Below are 17,656 nucleotides of genomic sequence, written 5' to 3'. Positions count from 1 at the left end.
CCACCCCCCACCCCGTTGTCGCCCGTGGCGGCGATCTTGCGTGAACTGTGGGTGCGACACGGGTGAAACGGGCAAAAGGACAACAGTTCGCGCAAGATCGTCGTGATCTTCGCGTCAGCGCTGGCCGGTGGCCTCGGTGAGGAGCTGGTAGACCTGGGCGCGGCCGGTGACGCGGACCGGGTGGCCGCCCTCTCGGGGGCGGTCGGCGGCGGCGGGCATGCCGAGGCGGGCGGCGGCGGCGACCAGCGTCTGCGCGGCGGCGGGGGAGCCGGCGCGCACCGTGAGCTGGCCGGCGTGCGCGTCGACGCCGCCGGTGAGCATCGCCATCCGCCACACGCCCAGCGCCGCCTGCCGGGACTCCGGCACGCCGGGGGCGGCGGCCAGCAGCTGGGTCCGGCTGCGCCAGGCCCCGGTCAGCGCCCGGGTGATCCGGTTGTACGCGCCCGCGGACACCTCGACGCGCAACCCCTCCCGCTCGGTGCGGACCACGTTCGCCCAGGTCAGTGTGGACAGCAGGCTGGCCAGCCGGGCCGCCGCGGCGGGGGAGGAGGTCTGCGCGATCGCGGTCGACGCCGCGGGCCGGTGCCATCCGGACGGCCGCAGCTCCTGCCAGCCGAACGCCGCTTCGAGCAGCGGGAACGCCCCCAGCGGGGCCTGCGACAGGGCGCGGTCCAGCGGCGCCATCTCGGTCCGCGAGGCGTCCGCGGGCATGGTGGAGGTGCCCGGCACGGCGCCGTAGGCGGGCTCCGCCGGGGCGGCGAGCAGGGGGAGGTCCGTGAGCAGGGTCGCTGACATGGGACGGTCTCCTCTCAGGCGGTCAGGTGCGGGGGATCTCGCTGTCGGCGACGACGGTGCCGTCGGTCACTCGGTAGGCCCACACGACGATGGCGGAGTCCACGAGCTCGCCCTGTGGGGTGAACTGCAGCCGGCCCGTGACGCCGTCCTGGGCGTACGCGTCGACGAAGGCCTCCATGTCGCGGCGGGTGGTGCGGTCGGCCTCGAAGCCGGCCAGGAAGATCGACGCGGCGTCGTACGCCTCGGCGCTGTAGGTTCCGGCGTCCTTGCCGAACCCGGCCCGGTAGTGCGCCGGGAAGTCTCGGGACGCCCGCTCGGGTGGCAGGCAGGCGCAGGTGATGACGGCGCCCTCGGCGGCGCGCACGCCCGCGGCACGGATGAAGCCCGCGTCCTTGACGCCGTCGCCGCCCACGAACGTGGCGGTCAGCCCCGCGTCGCGCATCGCCTTGAGCAGGGCCCCGCCGCTGGAGTAGTAGCCGCCGTAGAAGACGACGTCGGCCCCGGCGGAGCGGATCTGGCTCACCACCGAGGAGAAGTCGACCTGGCGGGGCGGCACCGCGGCCCGCTGGACCACCTTGCCGGACAGCGTCGCGGCGACCTCGTCGGCCAGGCCGCGGCCGTACGCCCCGGTGTCGTCGATGACGAAAGCCTTGCGGGCGCGCAGCACGGTGTCGATGTAGCGGGCGGCCGCCGGTCCCTGCGACGCGTCGTTGCCGATCAGGCGGTGGAACGTCGACCAGCCGCGCTGGCTCAGGTTGGTGCGGGTCGCCGAAGGGCTGACGATGGTGACCTGGCCCTGGTCGAACAGCGGCAGGGCAGCCGCGGACTCGCCGGAGAAGGCCGGCCCGACCACTCCCATGATCTTCGGGTCGGCCACGATCTGCTGCGCCAGCGCGGTGGCCTGCTTCGGGTCGCTCTGCGAGTCGAAGTCCTGCAGCGTCACCTGGCAGTCGGGGTGCCGCCCGTTGTACTGCTCGACGGCCAGGGCGGCGCCGGAGCGGATGTTCGTGCCCAGATCCGCCGAGGCTCCGCTGAGCGGGCCGATGACGGCGATCTTCAAGCCGCACGGCCGGGCCGGCGGTGCCGCGGTGCCCGCTGTCGCGTCGCAGCCGGGCGTCGACACCAGCGCGAGCAGCGCGAGTGTCGAGACAACCCGTGCGTACGGCCCTCGCAACAGCCGACCTCCTCGACGTAGGGTGCGCCTATCCTGCCCGGATGAGCGTGAGGATTGCATGAGTAACCCGGTGGAAACGGCGTGGCCGGCTGCCCGTAAGCGGGTGGCGGCCGTGTTTGTGCTGGTCGCGACCCTACTGGGTGGCTGCAGCGGCGACCAGGTGACCGTGCAGCCCACCCTGGCGCCCGCCCCGGGCCGGCCCTCCGACCTGCAGCCGGCCCTGTTCGGCATCAGCTCGGACACGCTGGGCTGGATAGTGATCGACGCCCAGGGCTACGTCCTCTATCGCAGCGAACTCGACGCCAACCGCCCGTCCCGCTCGGCCTGCACCGGCACCTGCGCCCAGCAGTGGCTGCCGGTGCCCGCCGCCGACCCGATCCGCGTCGAGGGCATCGACCGCCAGCTCATCGGCACCCTGACCCGCCCCGACGGCACCAAGCAGCTCACCCTCGCCGGCTGGCCCCTCTACGGCTACACCGGCGACCGCATGCCCGGCGACGCCAACGGCCACGGCCAGGACGGCCACTGGTACGCGGTCACCCCCATCGGCACCCGCGCCGGCCCCACCCCCGCGTGACCCCCACCCCTCCCGCCGCGACGATCTTGCGCGAGCTGTGGGTGCGACACACTCATGTCGGGCAAAAGGGCAACAGTTCGCGCAAGATCGTCGCGATCTTGGGGTCGGGGAGGGGTGGGTCAGGGGGTGGGGAGGGTGAGGGTGGCTTCGGTGCCGCCGCCCTCGGCGGCGCGCAGGGTGAGGGAGCCGTCGTGGAGGTCGGCGACCCAGCGGGCGATGGCGAGGCCGAGGCCGGTGCCGTTGGGGGAGCCGGGGCGGAAGCGCTCGCCCGCGGCGGACAGGTCGGCGCCGGGGCCGGGGCCGGCGTCGCGGATGACGACCGTGCCGGGTTCGACGGTCAGGGTGATCGTGGCCGGGGACTCGCCGTCGCGGCCGTGCTGCACGGCGTTGTGGATCAGGTTGCGCAGGGCGATGCGGACCAGCGTGGGGTCGCCGAGGGCGACCGCGGGCCGGGTGTACGCCGTCGCGGTGTGCGGCGGCTGCACCGTGTCGGCCAGCACCTCCTCGGCGAGCTGGTCCAGCCGGAACCGCTGGCGCTCCAGGTGGCGCAGCCCGGCGACGAGCCGGGCCCGGGTGAGCAGCGCGGCGACCGCGTCGGTCAGCCGGTCGGTGGCCGCGATGACCCGGCGCAGCGCGTCCGGTTGCTGGGCGGGCAGGCTCAGCGCGGACTCCGACACCGCCCGGATCACCGTCAGCGGGGTGCGCAGCTCGTGCGCCGCGTCGGCGACGAAACGCTCCTGCTGGGTGAGCGCGTCGGCGATGGGCTGGGTGCCGCGGCGGGCCAGCAGGTAGCCGCCGAGGCAGGTCATCACCGTGAACGCGGTGCCGCCGACGACCAGCGCGACCGCCAGCCGCTGGTGCGCGGCCTGCCCCGGGCCCGGGTCGGCGACCGCGACGACGGTGCCCGCGATCGCCCCCGTGTCGGCATGCCGGAACGGCACCGCGAGCAGGTGCACGACCTCCTGTCGCTCGTCGCGGACCGCCTCGCTCAGCTCGCCGCCCGCGGCGCGCACCTGCCGCGCGGGTCCGAGCAGCGTCGGCGGGGCGATGACGGCCAGCCGCGCGGGGTGCGCGAACACCAGGGTGACATCGGTCCGGTCGGCCTCGTACACGTAGACCGCAGTGGAGCCCTGCGCTATGGCGTTGTCGTACAGCTTGTCCAGCAGCAGCGCACCCGAGTCGTAGTAAAGCAGCGCGACCGCGGTCCCCGCCGTGCGGTGCAGATCGGCCGCGACCGCCTCGCCCCGCTGCCGCTCGTCCACGACCAGCGCCACCGCCCCCATCCCCGCCAACCCGATGATGTTCAGCGCCAGCAACAACGCCGTCAACCGCATCCGCAGCCCCGCCAGCCGCTCCGCGGTCTGCAACTGCCGCGTCTCCCGCCTCACCCCTCCACCCCCGCCCCGCCCGCCAGCATGATCGCGACGATCTTGCGCGAACTGTTGCCGCTTTGCCCGATGTGAGTGTGTCGTACCCGCGGGCCACGCAAGATCGTCGCGATCATGGGGGTCATCGGCCGGCCAGGTCGACGCGGTAGCCGGTGCCGCGGACGGTGGTGATGAGGGGTGGGTCGCCTAACTTGCGGCGGAGTTGGCCTACTACGACGTCTACGACGTTTGAGGTGGGGTCGGCTTGTTCGTCCCAGCAGTGTTCGAAGAGGTCGGCTCGGGTCACGACTGCTGGGCGGCGGACCAGGAGCATCTCCAGGACGGAGAACTCCTTGGGGGTCAGGGTGAGCAGGATGCCGTCGCGGCGGACCTCGCGGCGGGCGGTGTCGACCTCGACGTCGCCGGCGCGCATCACCGGGGGGAGCGTGGTGCCGCGGCGGCGGCACAGGGCGCGGACACGGAGCACGAGTTCGGCGGCGACGAAGGGCTTGACCACGTAGTCGTCGGCGCCGGCCTCGAAGCCGGCGAGGCGGTCGGTGACGTCGTCGAGGGCGGTCAGCATGAGGGCGGGCACGCCGAGGCCGGCCTCGCGGCGGCGGCGCAGCTGCCCGGCGGAGTCGCCCTCGGGCAGGATGCGGTCCAGGACCAGGCAGTCGTAGTCGTTGACGCTCATGTTCACGTCGGCCTGGCTCCAGTCGGCCGCCTGGTCGACGGCGAACCCGACCGCGCGCAGGGCGGTCACGACCACCCCACGCACCTCAGGGTCATCCTCCACCACCAGCACCCGCACGGCGGCGAGGCTAGCAACCAAGATGCTCGCCCGGCTAGCGCGGCCGCTCGGGACGGGTCGCCGGGACGAGTGATCGTCACACCGTGTCCCCGGCCACCCGCGCGGCCGGGGACAGATCACGGGCCGGTAAAGTAGTCAGGTCTGTTCTTTGTCAAGTATCTGATCATGTACGGGAGCCAAGCTGTGGCTAGCACGAACGACCTCAAGAACGGCATGGTGCTCAACCTCGACAAGGAGCTCTGGGCCGTCGTCGAGTTCCAGCACGTGAAGCCCGGCAAGGGTCCGGCCTTCGTGCGGACGACCCTCAAGCACGTGCTCACGGGCAAGGTCGTCGACAAGACGTTCAACGCCGGCACCAAGGTCGAGACCGCGAACGTCGACAAGCGCACCATGCAGTACCTGTACGCCGACGGTGACGACTTCGTCTTCATGGACCTGGACACCTACGACCAGATCCACGTCAGCGGCGTGACCGTCGGCGACAACGTGAACTACCTGCTGCCCGAGGCCGAGGTGGTCGTCGCGACCCACGAGGGCGTGCCGCTGTACGTCGAGCTGCCGACCAGCGTGATGGTCAAGATCACCTACACCGAGCCGGGCCTGCAGGGCGACCGCTCGACCGGCGGCACCAAGCCGGCCACCATCGAGACCGGCGCGACCGTGCAGGTGCCGCTGTTCATCACCAACGGCGAGAAGATCAAGGTCGACACCCGCGACGGCCGTTACCTGGGCCGGTCTTGATGGGCCTGTCGCCCGTCCGGGGGACTGCTCGTGGCTGAGGGACCGAAGTCGCAGATGCCCGCCCGCCGCAAGGCGCGCAAGCGGGCACTCGACGTGCTTTACGAGGCGGATCTGCGCGACCTGCCGGTGCGCACGGTGCTGGCGGCATACCTGGAGCGCATGGAGTCGCCGCGCCCGGAGCACCTGCCGTACGCGATCTCGCTGGCCGAAGGCGTGAACGAGCACCTGGACACCATCGACGAGACGATCGCCACCTTCGCCGAGGGCTGGACGATCGACCGGATGCCGGTGGTGGACCGCAACCTCGCCCGCATCGCGGTGTACGAGCTGCTCTTCGTGCCCGAGATCGACGACCCGGTGGCCATCACCGAGGCCGTCGAGCTGGCCAAGGAGTTGTCCACCGACGATTCGCCGCGCTTCCTCAACGGCCTGCTCGGCCGCATCGCGGACTACGCGCCGCGCCACTGAGCGCGAACCATACGAAAGCGGCCTTTCACCCTTGCCGGGGTGAAAGGCCGCTTTCGTCGGTGCGGGAGGGTGTCAGCTCGCGAAGAACGCGCGCGGGTCGGCCACGAGCACGCCGTGGTCGGCCAGCCGCTCGATCAGCTCGGTGGGGGTGCAGTCGTAGAAGACCGCGAGCGCTTGCAGGTCGACGGCGCGGATGGACAGCACCCGGCCGTTGTAGTCGCCGCGCTGCTGCTGGATGGCACGCGCGTAGCGGGCGACCGACGCCAGATCCTCCTTGGCGCCGTCGTAGAGGCGCTCCAGGTCCAGGACGATCTTGCTCGTCGCCTCCTGGCGCGGGGCGGGGCCGTCGGGCAGGAGCTCGCCGACGGGCACGCGGTAGAAGTCGGCCAGTTCGGCCAGTCGGGACACCGTGACAGCACGGTCGCCGCGCTCGTACGAACCGACGACGACAGCCTTCCAACGCCCGTTCGACTTCTCCTCCACGCCCTGCAGGGACAGGCCCTGCTGCTGGCGGATGGAGCGCAGTCGCGCACCGAGGGACTTGGCGTAATCAGACGGCATTCCGACACTCCCAGCTATATGCCGGGGCGGGTTCCCCGACGATCGCTACGCAGCGTGACGGTACGGCGCGGAAGACACGCGGTCAAGTGCTCGTTGACCACAAGTTGAGACAACCTCATCCGACCAGCTTGATCAACTGAACTGATCCGCCAGTGTCAACGGTATGACCTGCGGATTGACTCACCCCCGCGCGTATAGGCCGCCGTCACACTGCTAAGTTTACTGATCAGATGGCCGTCGGCGACGGCGGCGATCATGACCTTGACATCCTTTAACGACCCGTCCGGTGAGGCGGGGAAGGAGGTCTGCCTTGGCGCGCCCAACGACAGACGAGTCGAACGCTCCAGTGCAGCAGCCGGCCGGGCCGGCTCCCACGAAGATCGTCATCTCCGCCGCGGACGTCTCCCGCGTGCTGGACCGCATCGCGCACCAGATCCTCGAGAAGACCTCCGGGGCCTCCGACGTGGTGCTGATGGGCATCGCCACCCGCGGGGTCCCGATCGCCCGCCGCCTGGCCGAGCGCATCCACGCCTTCGAGGGCGTGCAGGTGCCCGTCGGCATCCTCGACATCACGCTCTACCGCGACGACCTGCGCAGCAGCTCCGTACGCGCGGTCGGGCGCACCGAGGAGCCCGCGGGCGGCGTCGACGGCCGCAAGGTGATCCTCGTCGACGACGTGCTCTTCTCCGGCCGCACCATCCGGGCCGCCCTCGACGCCCTGTCCGACCTCGGCCGCCCCGCGGCCGTGCAGCTGGCCGTGCTCGTCGACCGGGGCCACCGGCAGCTGCCGATCCGCGCCGACTACGTCGGCAAGAACATCCCCACCGCCCTGTCCGAGCAGGTCAAGGTGAAGCTGGTGGAGATCGACGGGAACGACGAGGTGGTCCTGGCCACCAGCGCGAAGGGCGGCACCCGATGAAGCACCTGCTGTCGACGGCCGACCTGGACGCGGCCACCGCGACCGAGATCCTCGACATCGCCACCGAGATGGCCAACGTCTCCGGGCGCGAGATCAAGAAGCTGCCCACCCTGCGCGGCCGCACCGTGGTGAACCTCTTCTACGAGGACTCCACGCGGACCCGGATCTCGTTCGAGGCCGCCGCGAAGCGGCTGAGCGCCGACGTGATCAACTTCTCGGCCAAGGGCTCCAGCGTCGAGAAGGGCGAGAGCCTCAAGGACACCGCCTGGACGCTGCAGGCCATGGGCGCCGACGCGGTCGTCATCCGCCACCCCGCCTCCGGCGCGCCGCACCGGCTGGCCAACTGGGTCACCGGCAGCGTGCTCAACGCCGGCGACGGGACCCACGAGCACCCGACCCAGGCGCTGCTGGACGCGTACACGATCCGCTCGCGGATGGGCCGGATCGACGGCCTGCACGTGGCGATCGTCGGCGACGTGCTGCACAGCCGGGTGGCCCGCTCCAACGTGCTGCTGCTCAACACCCTGGGCGCGAAGGTGACCCTGGTCGGGCCGCCGACGCTGGTGCCCACCGACCTCAACGCCTCGGTCCAGGTCGCCTACGACCTCGACGCGGTGCTGCCGCAGGCCGACGTGGTGATGATGCTGCGGGTGCAGAAGGAGCGGATGACCGACTCCTACTTCCCCTCGGCCCGGGAGTACTCCCGCCGCTACGGCCTCGACGGGGCCCGGCTGCGCCGGATGCCCGCGCACGCGATCGTCATGCACCCCGGCCCGATGAACCGCGGCATGGAGATCACCCCCGAGGTGGCCGACTCGCCCCGCTCCACCATCGTCGAGCAGGTCACCAACGGCGTCTCCGTGCGCATGGCCTGCCTCTACCTCCTCCTGGGAGGAGCCCGATGACCGTCCGGAGGACGCCTGTGACCATCCTGATCCGCAACGCCCGCGTGCTGGGCGGCGAGCCGACCGACCTGCTGCTGCGCGACGGCGTGATCGCCGAGATCGGCGCGGGCCTGACCGCCGAGGGCGCGGAGGTCGTCGACGGCGCCGGCCTGGTGGCCCTGCCCGGCCTGGTCGACCTGCACACCCACCTGCGCGAGCCCGGCCGCGAGGACGCCGAGACGGTGTACACCGGCTCGCGCGCCGCGGCGCTGGGCGGCTACACCGCCGTCTGCGCGATGGCCAACACCTCGCCGGTGGCCGACACCGCGGGCGTGGTCGAGCAGGTTTACCGGCTGGGCCAGGAGGCCGGACTGGTCGACGTGCAGCCGATCGGCGCGGTCACCGTCGGGCTGGCCGGCGAGCGCCTGGCCGAGCTGGGCGCGATGGCCGACTCGGCGGCCCGGGTGCGGGTCTTCTCGGACGACGGCTTCTGCGTGGCCGACCCGCGGCTGATGCGCCGGGCGCTGGAGTACGTCAAGGCGTTCGACGGCGTCATCGCCCAGCACGCGGAGGAGCCCCGGCTCGCCCAGGGCGCGCAGATGCACGAGGGCGACGTCTCGGCCCGGCTCGGCCTGACCGGCTGGCCCGCGGTCGCCGAGGAGTCGATCATCGCGCGGGACGTGCTGCTGGCCGGTCACGTCGGCGCTCGCCTGCACGTGTGCCACGTGTCCACCGCGGGCAGCGTCGAGATCATCCGGATGGCCAAGGCCCGGGGCGTCCGCGTCACCGCCGAGGTCACCCCGCACCACCTGCTGCTCACGCACGAGAAGGCGGAGTCCTACGATCCCGTCTACAAGGTGAACCCGCCGCTGCGCACCGACGCCGACGTCGAGGCGCTGCGCGAGGGCCTGCGCGACGGCACGATCGACATCGTGGCCACCGACCACGCCCCGCACGCCGCGGAGGACAAGGAGTGCGAGTGGGCGTACGCCCGCCCCGGCATGCTCGGCCTGGAGACCGCGCTGCCGATCGTCCTCGACGTGCTGGGTGAGCAGAGCCTCGGCACGCCGGCGGAGCCGGCGATGTGGGCCGTCATCGCCGAGCGCATGTCGTACGCCCCCGCCCGCATCGCGGGCCTGGACGGGCACGGCAATGCGCTGACCGCGGGCGCGCCCGCGAACCTGACCCTGGTCGACCCCACGGTGCGGTGGAGCGTCGACCCGACCGGGCTGGCCAGTCTCAGCCACAACACGCCGTACGCCGGGATGACCGTGCCCGGCCGGATCGTCGCCACCTTCCTGCGGGGCGTGCCGACGGTGCTCGACGGAAAGGTGCAGAAGTGACCGACGCAATTCTGGTCCTGGAGGACGGCCGCGTCTTCCGCGGCGAGTCCTACGGGGCCGTCGGCGAGACCTTCGGCGAGGCGGTCTTCACCACCGGCATGACCGGTTACCAGGAGACCCTTACCGACCCGTCGTACCACCGCCAGGTCGTGGTGCAGACCGCGCCGCACATCGGCAACACCGGCGTCAACGACGAGGACGACGAGTCCGACCGCATCTGGGTCGCCGGCTACGTGGTCCGCGACCCGGCCCGGGTGCCGTCCAACTGGCGCTCGACCGAGGACCTCGGCACCCGGCTGGCCCGCTCCGGCGTGGTCGGCATCAGCGGCGTCGACACCCGCGCGCTGACCCGCCACCTGCGCGAGCGCGGCGCGATGCGCGTGGGCGTGTCCAGCGTCGAGCGCGACCCGCAGGCGCTGCTGGCCCGGGTGCTGGAGCAGCCGCAGATGACCGGGGCAAACCTGTCCCTGGAGGTCTCCACGCCCGAGGCGTACACCGTCGACGCGATCGGCGAGCACCGCTTCACCGTCGCGGCCCTCGACCTGGGCATCAAGCGCAACGTGCCGCGGCGGCTGGCCGCGCGCGGCGTGACCACGCACGTGCTGCCCGCGAACTCCACCCTCGGCGACCTGCTGTCGGTGGGCGCGGACGCGGTGTTCTTCTCGCCCGGCCCCGGCGACCCGGCCACCGCCGACCACGCGGTGTTGCTGGCGCAGGAGGTGATGAAGCGGAGCATGCCGCTGTTCGGCATCTGCTTCGGCAGCCAGATCCTGGGCCGCGCGCTCGGCTTCGGCACGTACAAGCTGGGTTATGGACACCGCGGCATCAACCAGCCGGTGATGGACCGCGGCACCGGCAAGGTCGAGGTCACCTCGCACAACCACGGCTTCGCGGTCGACGCGCCGCTCGAAGGCGTGGCCGACACCGGCTTCGGCCGGGTCGAGGTGTCCCACGTGTGCCTGAACGACAACGTGGTGGAGGGCCTGCGCGCGCTCGACGTGCCCGCTTTCACCGTGCAGTACCACCCGGAGGCGGCAGCGGGGCCGCACGACGCCGACTACCTGTTCGACCGGTTCGTGGAGCTCGTGGAACGCCCCGGCCAGGTCCGTAAGCAACTCATCAACGGAGGCAAGTGAGATGCCGAAGCGGACTGATCTCAAGCACGTGATGGTCATCGGCTCCGGGCCGATCGTCATCGGCCAGGCCTGCGAGTTCGACTACTCCGGCACCCAGGCCTGCCAGGTGCTGCGCAGCGAGGGCCTGCGGGTCAGCCTGGTCAACTCGAACCCGGCGACCATCATGACCGACCCCGAGTTCGCCGACGCCACCTACATCGAGCCGATCACGCCCGAGTTCGTGGAGAAGGTCATCGCGGCCGAGCGCCCCGACGCGCTGCTGCCCACCCTGGGCGGGCAGACCGCGCTGAACACCGCGGTCGCCCTGCACGAGTCCGGGGTGCTGGAGAAGTACGGCGTCGAGCTCATCGGCGCCGACATCGAGGCGATCCGGCGCGGGGAGGACCGGCAGCTGTTCAAGGACATCGTGGCCAAGGCCGGGGCCCGGCTCGGGCTGACCGGTGACCTGGTGCCGCGCAGCCGGGTCTGCCACTCCATGGACGAGGTCCGCGACACCGTCGCCGAGCTTGGCCTGCCGGTCGTCATCCGGCCGTCGTTCACCATGGGCGGCCTGGGCTCCGGCATGGCGCACACCCCGGAGCAGCTCGACCTGATCGCGGGCAGCGGCCTGGCCGCCTCGCCGGTCACCGAGGTGCTCATCGAGGAGAGCGTGCTCGGCTGGAAGGAGTACGAGCTCGAACTGATGCGCGACAAGCACGACAACGTCGTGGTCATCTGCTCGATCGAGAACATCGACCCGATGGGCGTGCACACCGGCGACTCGGTGACCGTGGCCCCCGCGATGACCCTGACCGACCGCGAGTACCAGGACATGCGGGATCTGGGCATCGCGGTGCTGCGCGAGGTCGGCGTCGACACCGGCGGCTGCAACATCCAGTTCGCGATCAACCCGGAGAACGGGCGCATCGTGGTGATCGAGATGAACCCGCGAGTGTCGCGCTCGTCGGCGCTGGCGTCCAAGGCCACCGGCTTCCCGATCGCGAAGATCGCGGCGAAGCTGGCCATCGGGTACACCCTCGACGAGATCCCGAACGACATCACGCTCAAGACGCCCGCCGCGTTCGAGCCGACGCTCGACTACGTCGTGGTGAAGATCCCGCGCTTCGCGTTCGAGAAGTTCCCCGGCGCGGACCCGGAGCTGACCACCACCATGAAGTCGGTCGGCGAGGCGATGAGCCTGGGCCGCAACTTCCCCGAGGCGCTGAACAAGGCGATGCGCTCGATGGAGACCAAGGCCGCCGGTTTCTGGACCGCGCCGGACCGCTTCGGCTCCGTCGAGGAGGCGCTGGACGCGCTGCGCACGCCGCACGACGGCCGCCTGTACGCCGTCGAGGAGGCGCTGCGCCACGGCGCGACCGTCGCCCAGGTCACCCAGGCCTCCGGCGGCATCGACCCGTGGTTCGTGGACCAGATCCTGGGCCTGGTCGAGCTGCGTGCCGAGATCCTCGACGCGCCGGTGGTCGACCTGCGGCTGCTGCGCAAGGCCAAGCGGGCCGGCCTGTCCGACCGGCAGCTCGCCGCGCTGCGGCCGGAGTTCGCGGGCGAGGACGGGGTGCGCATCCTGCGCCACCGCCTGGGCGTGCGGCCGGTCTACAAGACGGTCGACACCTGCGCCGCAGAGTTCGCCGCCGCCACGCCGTACCACTACTCGTCCTACGACGAGGAGACCGAGGTCGCCCCGAGCGCCCGGCCGAAGGTGCTGATCCTGGGCTCCGGTCCGAACCGCATCGGGCAGGGCATCGAGTTCGATTACTCGTGCGTGCACGCGGTCATGGCGCTCAAGGGTCGGTACGAGACCGTCATGGTCAACTGCAACCCGGAGACCGTCTCCACCGACTACGACACCGCCGACCGCCTGTACTTCGAGCCGCTCACCTTCGAGGACGTGCTCGAAGTCGTGCACGCCGAGCACAGCTCCGGCGTGGCCGCGGGCGGGCCCGGCGTGATCGGCGTCATCGTGCAGCTCGGCGGGCAGACCCCGCTGGGCCTGGCGCAGCGGCTCAAGAACGCCGGGGTGCCGATCGTGGGCACCAGCCCGGAGTCGATCCACCTCGCCGAGGAGCGGGGCGCGTTCGGCCGGGTGCTGGCCGAGGCCGGGCTGCGGGCTCCCGCGCACGGCACCGCCATCTCGTACGAGGACGCCAAGCGCATTGCCGACGAGGTCGGCTACCCGGTGCTGGTCCGGCCGTCGTACGTGCTCGGCGGGCGCGGCATGGAGATCGTCTACGACGACGCCACGCTGCGCGACTACATCGGCCGCGCCACCGACATCTCGCCGGAGCACCCGGTGCTGGTGGACCGGTTCCTCGACGACGCCATCGAGATCGACGTTGACGCGCTCTGCGACGCCGACGGCAACGTCTACATCGGCGGCGTGATGGAGCACATCGAGGAGGCCGGCATCCACTCCGGCGACTCGGCTTGCGCGCTGCCACCGATCACCCTCGGCGGGCGGCACCTCGACGTGGTGCGCGAGTACACCGAGGCGATCGCCCGCGGGGTCGGCGTGCAGGGCCTGCTGAACGTGCAGTACGCGCTCAAGGACGACATGCTCTACGTGCTGGAGGCCAACCCGCGCGCCTCGCGCACCGTGCCGTTCGTCTCCAAGGCGACCGCGGTGCCGCTGGCCAAGGCGGCCGCCCGGATCATGCTCGGCGCGACGATCGCCGAGCTGCGCGCCGAGGGCATGCTGCTGGCCGAAGGCGACGGCGGGCTGCTGCCGGAGAACTCGCCGGTCGCGGTCAAGGAGGCGGTGCTGCCGTTCAAGCGCTTCCGCACGCCGGCCGGCAAGGGCGTCGACACCCTGCTGTCGCCGGAGATGAAGTCCACCGGCGAGGTCATGGGCATCGACATGGCGTTCGGGCACTCCTTCGCCAAGTCCCAGGCCGCGGCGTACGGCATGCTCCCCACCAGCGGCAAGATCTTCGTCTCGGTGGCCAACCGCGACAAGCGCGGCATGATCTTCCCGATCAAGCGCCTGGCCGACCTCGGCTTCGAGATCGTGGCCACCGTCGGCACCGGCGAGGTGCTGCGCCGCCACGGCATCGTCTGCGAGGTGGTCGGCAAGCACAGCGACGACGCCGACCGCGACGCGGTCTCCCTGATCGCCTCCGGCGAGGTGAAGATGGTCATCAACACCCCCCAGGGCTCCGGCGCCAAGGCCCGCTCCGACGGCTACGAGATCCGCTCCGCCGCAGTCGCCGCGGACATCCCCTGCTGCACCACGGTCCCCGGCGCCGCCGCGGCCGTAATGGGCATCGAGGCCCTCATCCGCGGCGACATGACCGTCCGCCCCCTACAGCACCTCCACGCCGTCATCCGCCCGGAGCTGTCCGCGTGACCGCCCCTCTCCCCGCGACGATCTTGCGTGGACTGTGGGTGCGACACACTCATATCGCCCACAAAGGCAACAGTTCGCGCAAGATCGTCGCGATCATGACGGGTGGGGGTGCGGGGTGACGGTGTTCGAGAAGGTGGTTCGGCCGCGGTTGTTCCGGATCGGGGGCGGGGATGCCGAGCATGCGCACGAGTGGACGTTGCGGCGGCTGGCGGGGATTTCGCGGCAGCCGGCGGTGTTGAGTCTGCTCAGGCGGCGTTATGCAGTCGAGCGGCCGGTGGACGTGTTCGGGGTGCGGTTCCCGAACGCGGTCGGGCTGGCGGCGGGGATGGACAAGAACGGGGTCGCGCTGAAGGCGTGGCCCGCGCTCGGGTTCGGGTTCGTCGAGGTCGGCACGGTCACCGCACTGGCGCAGCCGGGCAACGACCGGCCGCGGCTGTTCCGGCTGCCGGACAGCCGGGCGATCATCAACCGGATGGGCTTCAACAACGAGGGCGCGGACGCGCTGGCGCGGCGGCTGGCCGCGCTCGGACCGCTGGGCGTGCCGCTGGGCATCTCGCTGGGCAAGTCCAAGGTGACCCCGCTGGAGGAGGCGGTCGCGGACTACCGGGCGTCCTACGACGCGCTGAAGTCCTACGGCGACTACTTCGCCGTCAACGTCTCCTCGCCCAACACCCCCGGCCTGCGCAGCCTGCAGGATCGCGACCAGTTGGACGCGATCCTGGCCGCGCTGACCGAGCCACGGGCGACCGGACAGGACGCGGCGGGCACCGGGGCGGCCAAGCCCGTCCTGGTGAAGATCGCACCGGATCTGACCGACCATGCCGTCGCCGAGCTGCTCGAAGTGTGCCTGGCCCGGGGCGTGGCCGGTCTGATCGCGACCAACACCACGCTCAGCCGGAACGGGGTCGCGCCGGCCGACCAGGCCACGGCGGCGCAGGCGGGCGGGCTGTCCGGCGCGCCGCTGACCGAGCGGGCGCACAAGGTGGTGTCGTTCGTGCACAGCGAGACGAACGGCCGCCTGCCGATCATCGGCGTGGGCGGCCTGATGAGCGCCGACGACGCGGCTCGCATGTTCGACGCGGGCGCGAGCCTGGTGCAGCTCTACACCGGATTCATCTACCACGGCCCCGCCCTCGTCCGCGCCGCCGCAGCACGCGCCCCGGAGGCCACACGGTGACCGAAGAGGTTGAGCAGGGCACCTTCCACAACGGAAACCGTGGGGAAGGTGCCCTTCCTTTCACTGAGCTGGTGGAGCTGGACCGGGCGCACGTGTGGCACCCGTACGGGCCGATGCCGGGGCGCGTAGAGCCGCTGGTGGTGCAGAGCGCCGAAGGCGTCCGGCTGCGCCTGGCCGACGGGCGCGAGCTGGTCGACGGGATGTCGAGCTGGTGGGCGGCGATCCACGGCTACCGGCACCCGGTGCTGGACGCCGCGGTCACCGACCAGTTGGGGCGGATGAGCCACGTCATGTTCGGCGGGCTCACCCACGAACCCGCGGTGCGCCTGGCCAAGACCCTGGTCGACATCACGCCGGACGGGCTGGAGCACGTGTTCCTGGCCGACTCCGGCTCGGTGAGCGTCGAGGTCGCGGTCAAGATGTGCCTGCAGTACCAGGTGTCGCGGGGCCGCCCGGCCAAGCGGCGGCTGGCGACCTGGCGCGGCGGCTACCACGGCGACACGTGGCAGCCGATGAGCGTCTGCGATCCCGAGGGCGGCATGCACTCCCTCTGGGGCGACGCGCTGCCCCGGCAGGTGTTCGTGGACATGCCCCCGGCGGCGTACGACGAGTCCTATGTGACCGGGCTCAAGCAGGCGCTCGCCACGCACGCGCACGAGCTGGCCGCGGTCATCGTCGAGCCGGTGGTGCAGGGTGCGGGCGGCATGCGCTTCCACGACCCGCGTTACCTGCGCGCGCTGCGCGACCTGTGCGACGAGTTCGACGTGCTGCTGGTGTTCGACGAGATCGCCACCGGATTCGGGCGCACGGGCGAGTTGTTCGCCGCCGACCACGCCGGGGTGACACCCGATGTGATGTGCGTCGGCAAGGCGCTGACCGGCGGATATCTGACACTGGCCGCGGCGCTGTGCACGGCCGGGGTGGCCCGGGGCATCTCCGAGGGCGCGGTGCCGGTGCTGGCGCACGGGCCCACGTTCATGGGCAACCCGCTGGCCTGTGCGGTCGCCAGCGCGAGCATCGAGCTGCTGCTGTCGGGTGACTGGCGGGGCGACGTGCGCCGGATCGAGTCGGGACTGCGCGCGGGGCTCGCGCCGGTGCGCGGCATGCCCGGCGTCGCCGACGTGCGGGTGCTGGGCGCGATCGGCGTGGTGCAGCTCGACCACGAGGTGGACATGGCGGCCGCCACGGCCGCCGCGGTGGAGCACGGCGTGTGGCTGCGCCCGTTCCGCGACCTGATCTACACGATGCCGCCGTTCGTCAGCTCCGATGAGGATGTGTCGGCGATCACGAAGGCGATGCGCGCGGCCGCTGCCGCCTGTTCGTCGTGACGGGATGCCCGCGCGGCCGCAGTGCCGGCCGGGTGGGCGCGGTCACGCCCGAGAGTGAGGAGATTTCATGGAACCGTTCGGTGCGCGCCTGGCGCGGGCGATGGACGAGCGCGGCCCGCTGTGTGTCGGCGTGGACCCGCACAGCTCCCTGTTGAAGGCCTGGGGCCTGCCCGACGACGCGGACGGGGTGGCCTCGTTCTGCCAGACGGTGGTCGACGCGCTGGCCGACAGGGTCGCCGTCTTCAAGCCGCAGTCGGCTTTTTTCGAGCGATTCGGGGCCCGCGGAGCCCAGATTCTAGAGTCAACTATCCGACAGTTGCGCGAGGCCGGAGCCCTTGTGCTTTTGGACGCGAAGCGTGGTGACATCGGCTCGACCGTCGCCGCGTACGCCGACGCGTATCTGAACCCATCGAGGCCCATGTATGTAGACGCGATCACCGCGAGTCCGTTCCTCGGCCTCGGATCGCTCGCGCCGATGTTCGACATGGCGGCTGAGCACGGCGGGGGCGTCTTCGTTCTGGCTCTCACGTCCAACCCGGAGGGTCCGGCCGTGCAGCACGCTCGGGGTATCGACGGCCGTACCGTCGCGCAGACGATCATCGACGAGATTTCCCAGCTCAACAAGGGTGTGGAGCCGATCGGAAGCCTCGGACTCGTGGTCGGCGCGACCATCGGCGAGGCCGGTCACGACCTCTCCCAGGTGAACGGCCCGTTCCTCGTTCCGGGGCTCGGCGCGCAGGGCGGAACGGCCGACGATCTTCGCCGGATCTTCGCCGGCAACCTCGGCGCGGTGCTGCCCTCGTCGTCGCGGGAGGTGCTGGGCGCGGGTCCCGACGTGCAGTCGCTGCGGGACGCGGCATCTCGGACTCTCGATGCCTGCCGGGACGCATTGGGACGTCCGGGCCGGTCGTGACCTTTCCGTGATCATGCGCGGTGACGTTGCCGAAAACGCCGTCGACCGCTAGGTTTCCCGGCGCTGGCCTGATCTGCTCGCGTGGCCCACCAGTCACGCGGGTTGTCACCAGCAACGGGTGC

General features: G+C 71.5%; 16 protein-coding genes. 11 read left to right on the top strand and 5 right to left on the bottom strand.

What is annotated here, in order from left to right; genetic code table 11:
• Positions 1 to 114 precede the first annotated feature (114 nt).
• Positions 115 to 795, bottom strand: a complete 681-nt coding sequence (locus tag HAV39_RS39375; protein ID WP_191844191.1) for a hypothetical protein — start codon at positions 793 to 795, stop codon at positions 115 to 117.
• 22 nt (positions 796 to 817) lie between these two features.
• Positions 818 to 1,969: a branched-chain amino acid ABC transporter substrate-binding protein gene (locus HAV39_RS39370; RefSeq protein WP_191844190.1), complete on the bottom strand. Its 1,152-nt coding sequence runs from the start codon at positions 1,967 to 1,969 to the stop codon at positions 818 to 820.
• A gap of 112 nt (positions 1,970 to 2,081) precedes the next feature.
• On the opposite strand from HAV39_RS39370, the gene HAV39_RS39365 reads away from it, so the two are divergent.
• The gene (locus tag HAV39_RS39365; RefSeq protein WP_191844189.1) at positions 2,082 to 2,546 is read left to right on the top strand and encodes a hypothetical protein; all 465 of its coding nucleotides are present in this window, start codon (positions 2,082 to 2,084) and stop codon (positions 2,544 to 2,546) included.
• Positions 2,547 to 2,665: 119 nt separating this feature from the next.
• Here HAV39_RS39365 and HAV39_RS39360 read toward each other — a convergent pair whose 3' ends face one another.
• Entirely contained in the window at positions 2,666 to 3,934 is a 1,269-nt protein-coding gene (locus HAV39_RS39360; RefSeq protein WP_191844188.1) for a sensor histidine kinase, read from the bottom strand.
• A gap of 121 nt (positions 3,935 to 4,055) precedes the next feature.
• Entirely contained in the window at positions 4,056 to 4,724 is a 669-nt protein-coding gene (locus tag HAV39_RS39355) for a response regulator transcription factor (RefSeq protein ID WP_191844187.1), read from the bottom strand.
• A 183-nt stretch (positions 4,725 to 4,907) separates the two neighbouring features.
• On the opposite strand from HAV39_RS39355, the gene efp reads away from it, so the two are divergent.
• Positions 4,908 to 5,465: an elongation factor P gene (gene efp / locus HAV39_RS39350; protein ID WP_120320098.1), complete on the top strand. Its 558-nt coding sequence runs from the start codon at positions 4,908 to 4,910 to the stop codon at positions 5,463 to 5,465.
• 54 nt (positions 5,466 to 5,519) lie between these two features.
• Entirely contained in the window at positions 5,520 to 5,933 is a 414-nt protein-coding gene (gene nusB / locus HAV39_RS39345; protein ID WP_191844197.1) for a transcription antitermination factor NusB, read from the top strand.
• A 72-nt stretch (positions 5,934 to 6,005) separates the two neighbouring features.
• On the opposite strand, the gene bldD is transcribed toward nusB, so the two are convergent.
• On the bottom strand, positions 6,006 to 6,494 hold the full coding sequence (gene bldD / locus HAV39_RS39340) for a transcriptional regulator BldD (RefSeq protein WP_120320100.1): 489 nt from the start codon (positions 6,492 to 6,494) through the stop codon (positions 6,006 to 6,008).
• A 346-nt stretch (positions 6,495 to 6,840) separates the two neighbouring features.
• Here bldD and pyrR point away from each other — a divergent pair, with 346 nt between their 5' ends.
• The 8 genes from pyrR (at position 6,841) to pyrF (ending at position 17,534) form a co-directional block, all read left to right on the top strand.
• Positions 6,841 to 7,413, top strand: a complete 573-nt coding sequence (gene pyrR / locus HAV39_RS39335) for a bifunctional pyr operon transcriptional regulator/uracil phosphoribosyltransferase PyrR (RefSeq protein ID WP_191844196.1) — start codon at positions 6,841 to 6,843, stop codon at positions 7,411 to 7,413.
• Positions 7,410 to 8,318, top strand: a complete 909-nt coding sequence (locus HAV39_RS39330; protein WP_191844186.1) for an aspartate carbamoyltransferase catalytic subunit — start codon at positions 7,410 to 7,412, stop codon at positions 8,316 to 8,318. The genes pyrR and HAV39_RS39330 overlap by 4 nt, the downstream gene beginning before the upstream one ends.
• Positions 8,315 to 9,640 carry a dihydroorotase gene (locus HAV39_RS39325; RefSeq protein WP_191844185.1) on the top strand — a complete coding sequence of 442 codons (1,326 nt, stop codon included), beginning with the start codon at positions 8,315 to 8,317 and terminating at the stop codon, positions 9,638 to 9,640. Before HAV39_RS39330 ends, HAV39_RS39325 begins: the two co-directional genes overlap by 4 nt.
• Positions 9,637 to 10,776 carry a glutamine-hydrolyzing carbamoyl-phosphate synthase small subunit gene (carA, locus tag HAV39_RS39320; RefSeq protein ID WP_191844184.1) on the top strand — a complete coding sequence of 380 codons (1,140 nt, stop codon included), beginning with the start codon at positions 9,637 to 9,639 and terminating at the stop codon, positions 10,774 to 10,776. Before HAV39_RS39325 ends, carA begins: the two co-directional genes overlap by 4 nt.
• Before the next feature lies 1 nt (position 10,777).
• Entirely contained in the window at positions 10,778 to 14,116 is a 3,339-nt protein-coding gene (gene carB, locus HAV39_RS39315; protein ID WP_191844183.1) for a carbamoyl-phosphate synthase large subunit, read from the top strand.
• Positions 14,117 to 14,231: 115 nt separating this feature from the next.
• The gene (locus tag HAV39_RS39310; protein WP_191844182.1) at positions 14,232 to 15,293 is read left to right on the top strand and encodes a quinone-dependent dihydroorotate dehydrogenase; all 1,062 of its coding nucleotides are present in this window, start codon (positions 14,232 to 14,234) and stop codon (positions 15,291 to 15,293) included.
• Between the two features lie 68 nt (positions 15,294 to 15,361).
• The gene (locus HAV39_RS39305; RefSeq protein WP_203736620.1) at positions 15,362 to 16,621 is read left to right on the top strand and encodes an adenosylmethionine--8-amino-7-oxononanoate transaminase; all 1,260 of its coding nucleotides are present in this window, start codon (positions 15,362 to 15,364) and stop codon (positions 16,619 to 16,621) included.
• A gap of 67 nt (positions 16,622 to 16,688) precedes the next feature.
• On the top strand, positions 16,689 to 17,534 hold the full coding sequence (pyrF, locus tag HAV39_RS39300) for an orotidine-5'-phosphate decarboxylase (protein ID WP_191844180.1): 846 nt from the start codon (positions 16,689 to 16,691) through the stop codon (positions 17,532 to 17,534).
• Positions 17,535 to 17,656 lie beyond the last annotated feature (122 nt).

This window comes from Catellatospora chokoriensis, assembly GCF_011297315.1.
Lineage (GTDB): Bacteria > Actinomycetota > Actinomycetes > Mycobacteriales > Micromonosporaceae > Catellatospora > Catellatospora citrea.
The sequence above is the reverse complement of the archived record's forward strand: the minus strand, read 5'-3'. Positions and strand labels throughout refer to the sequence as shown.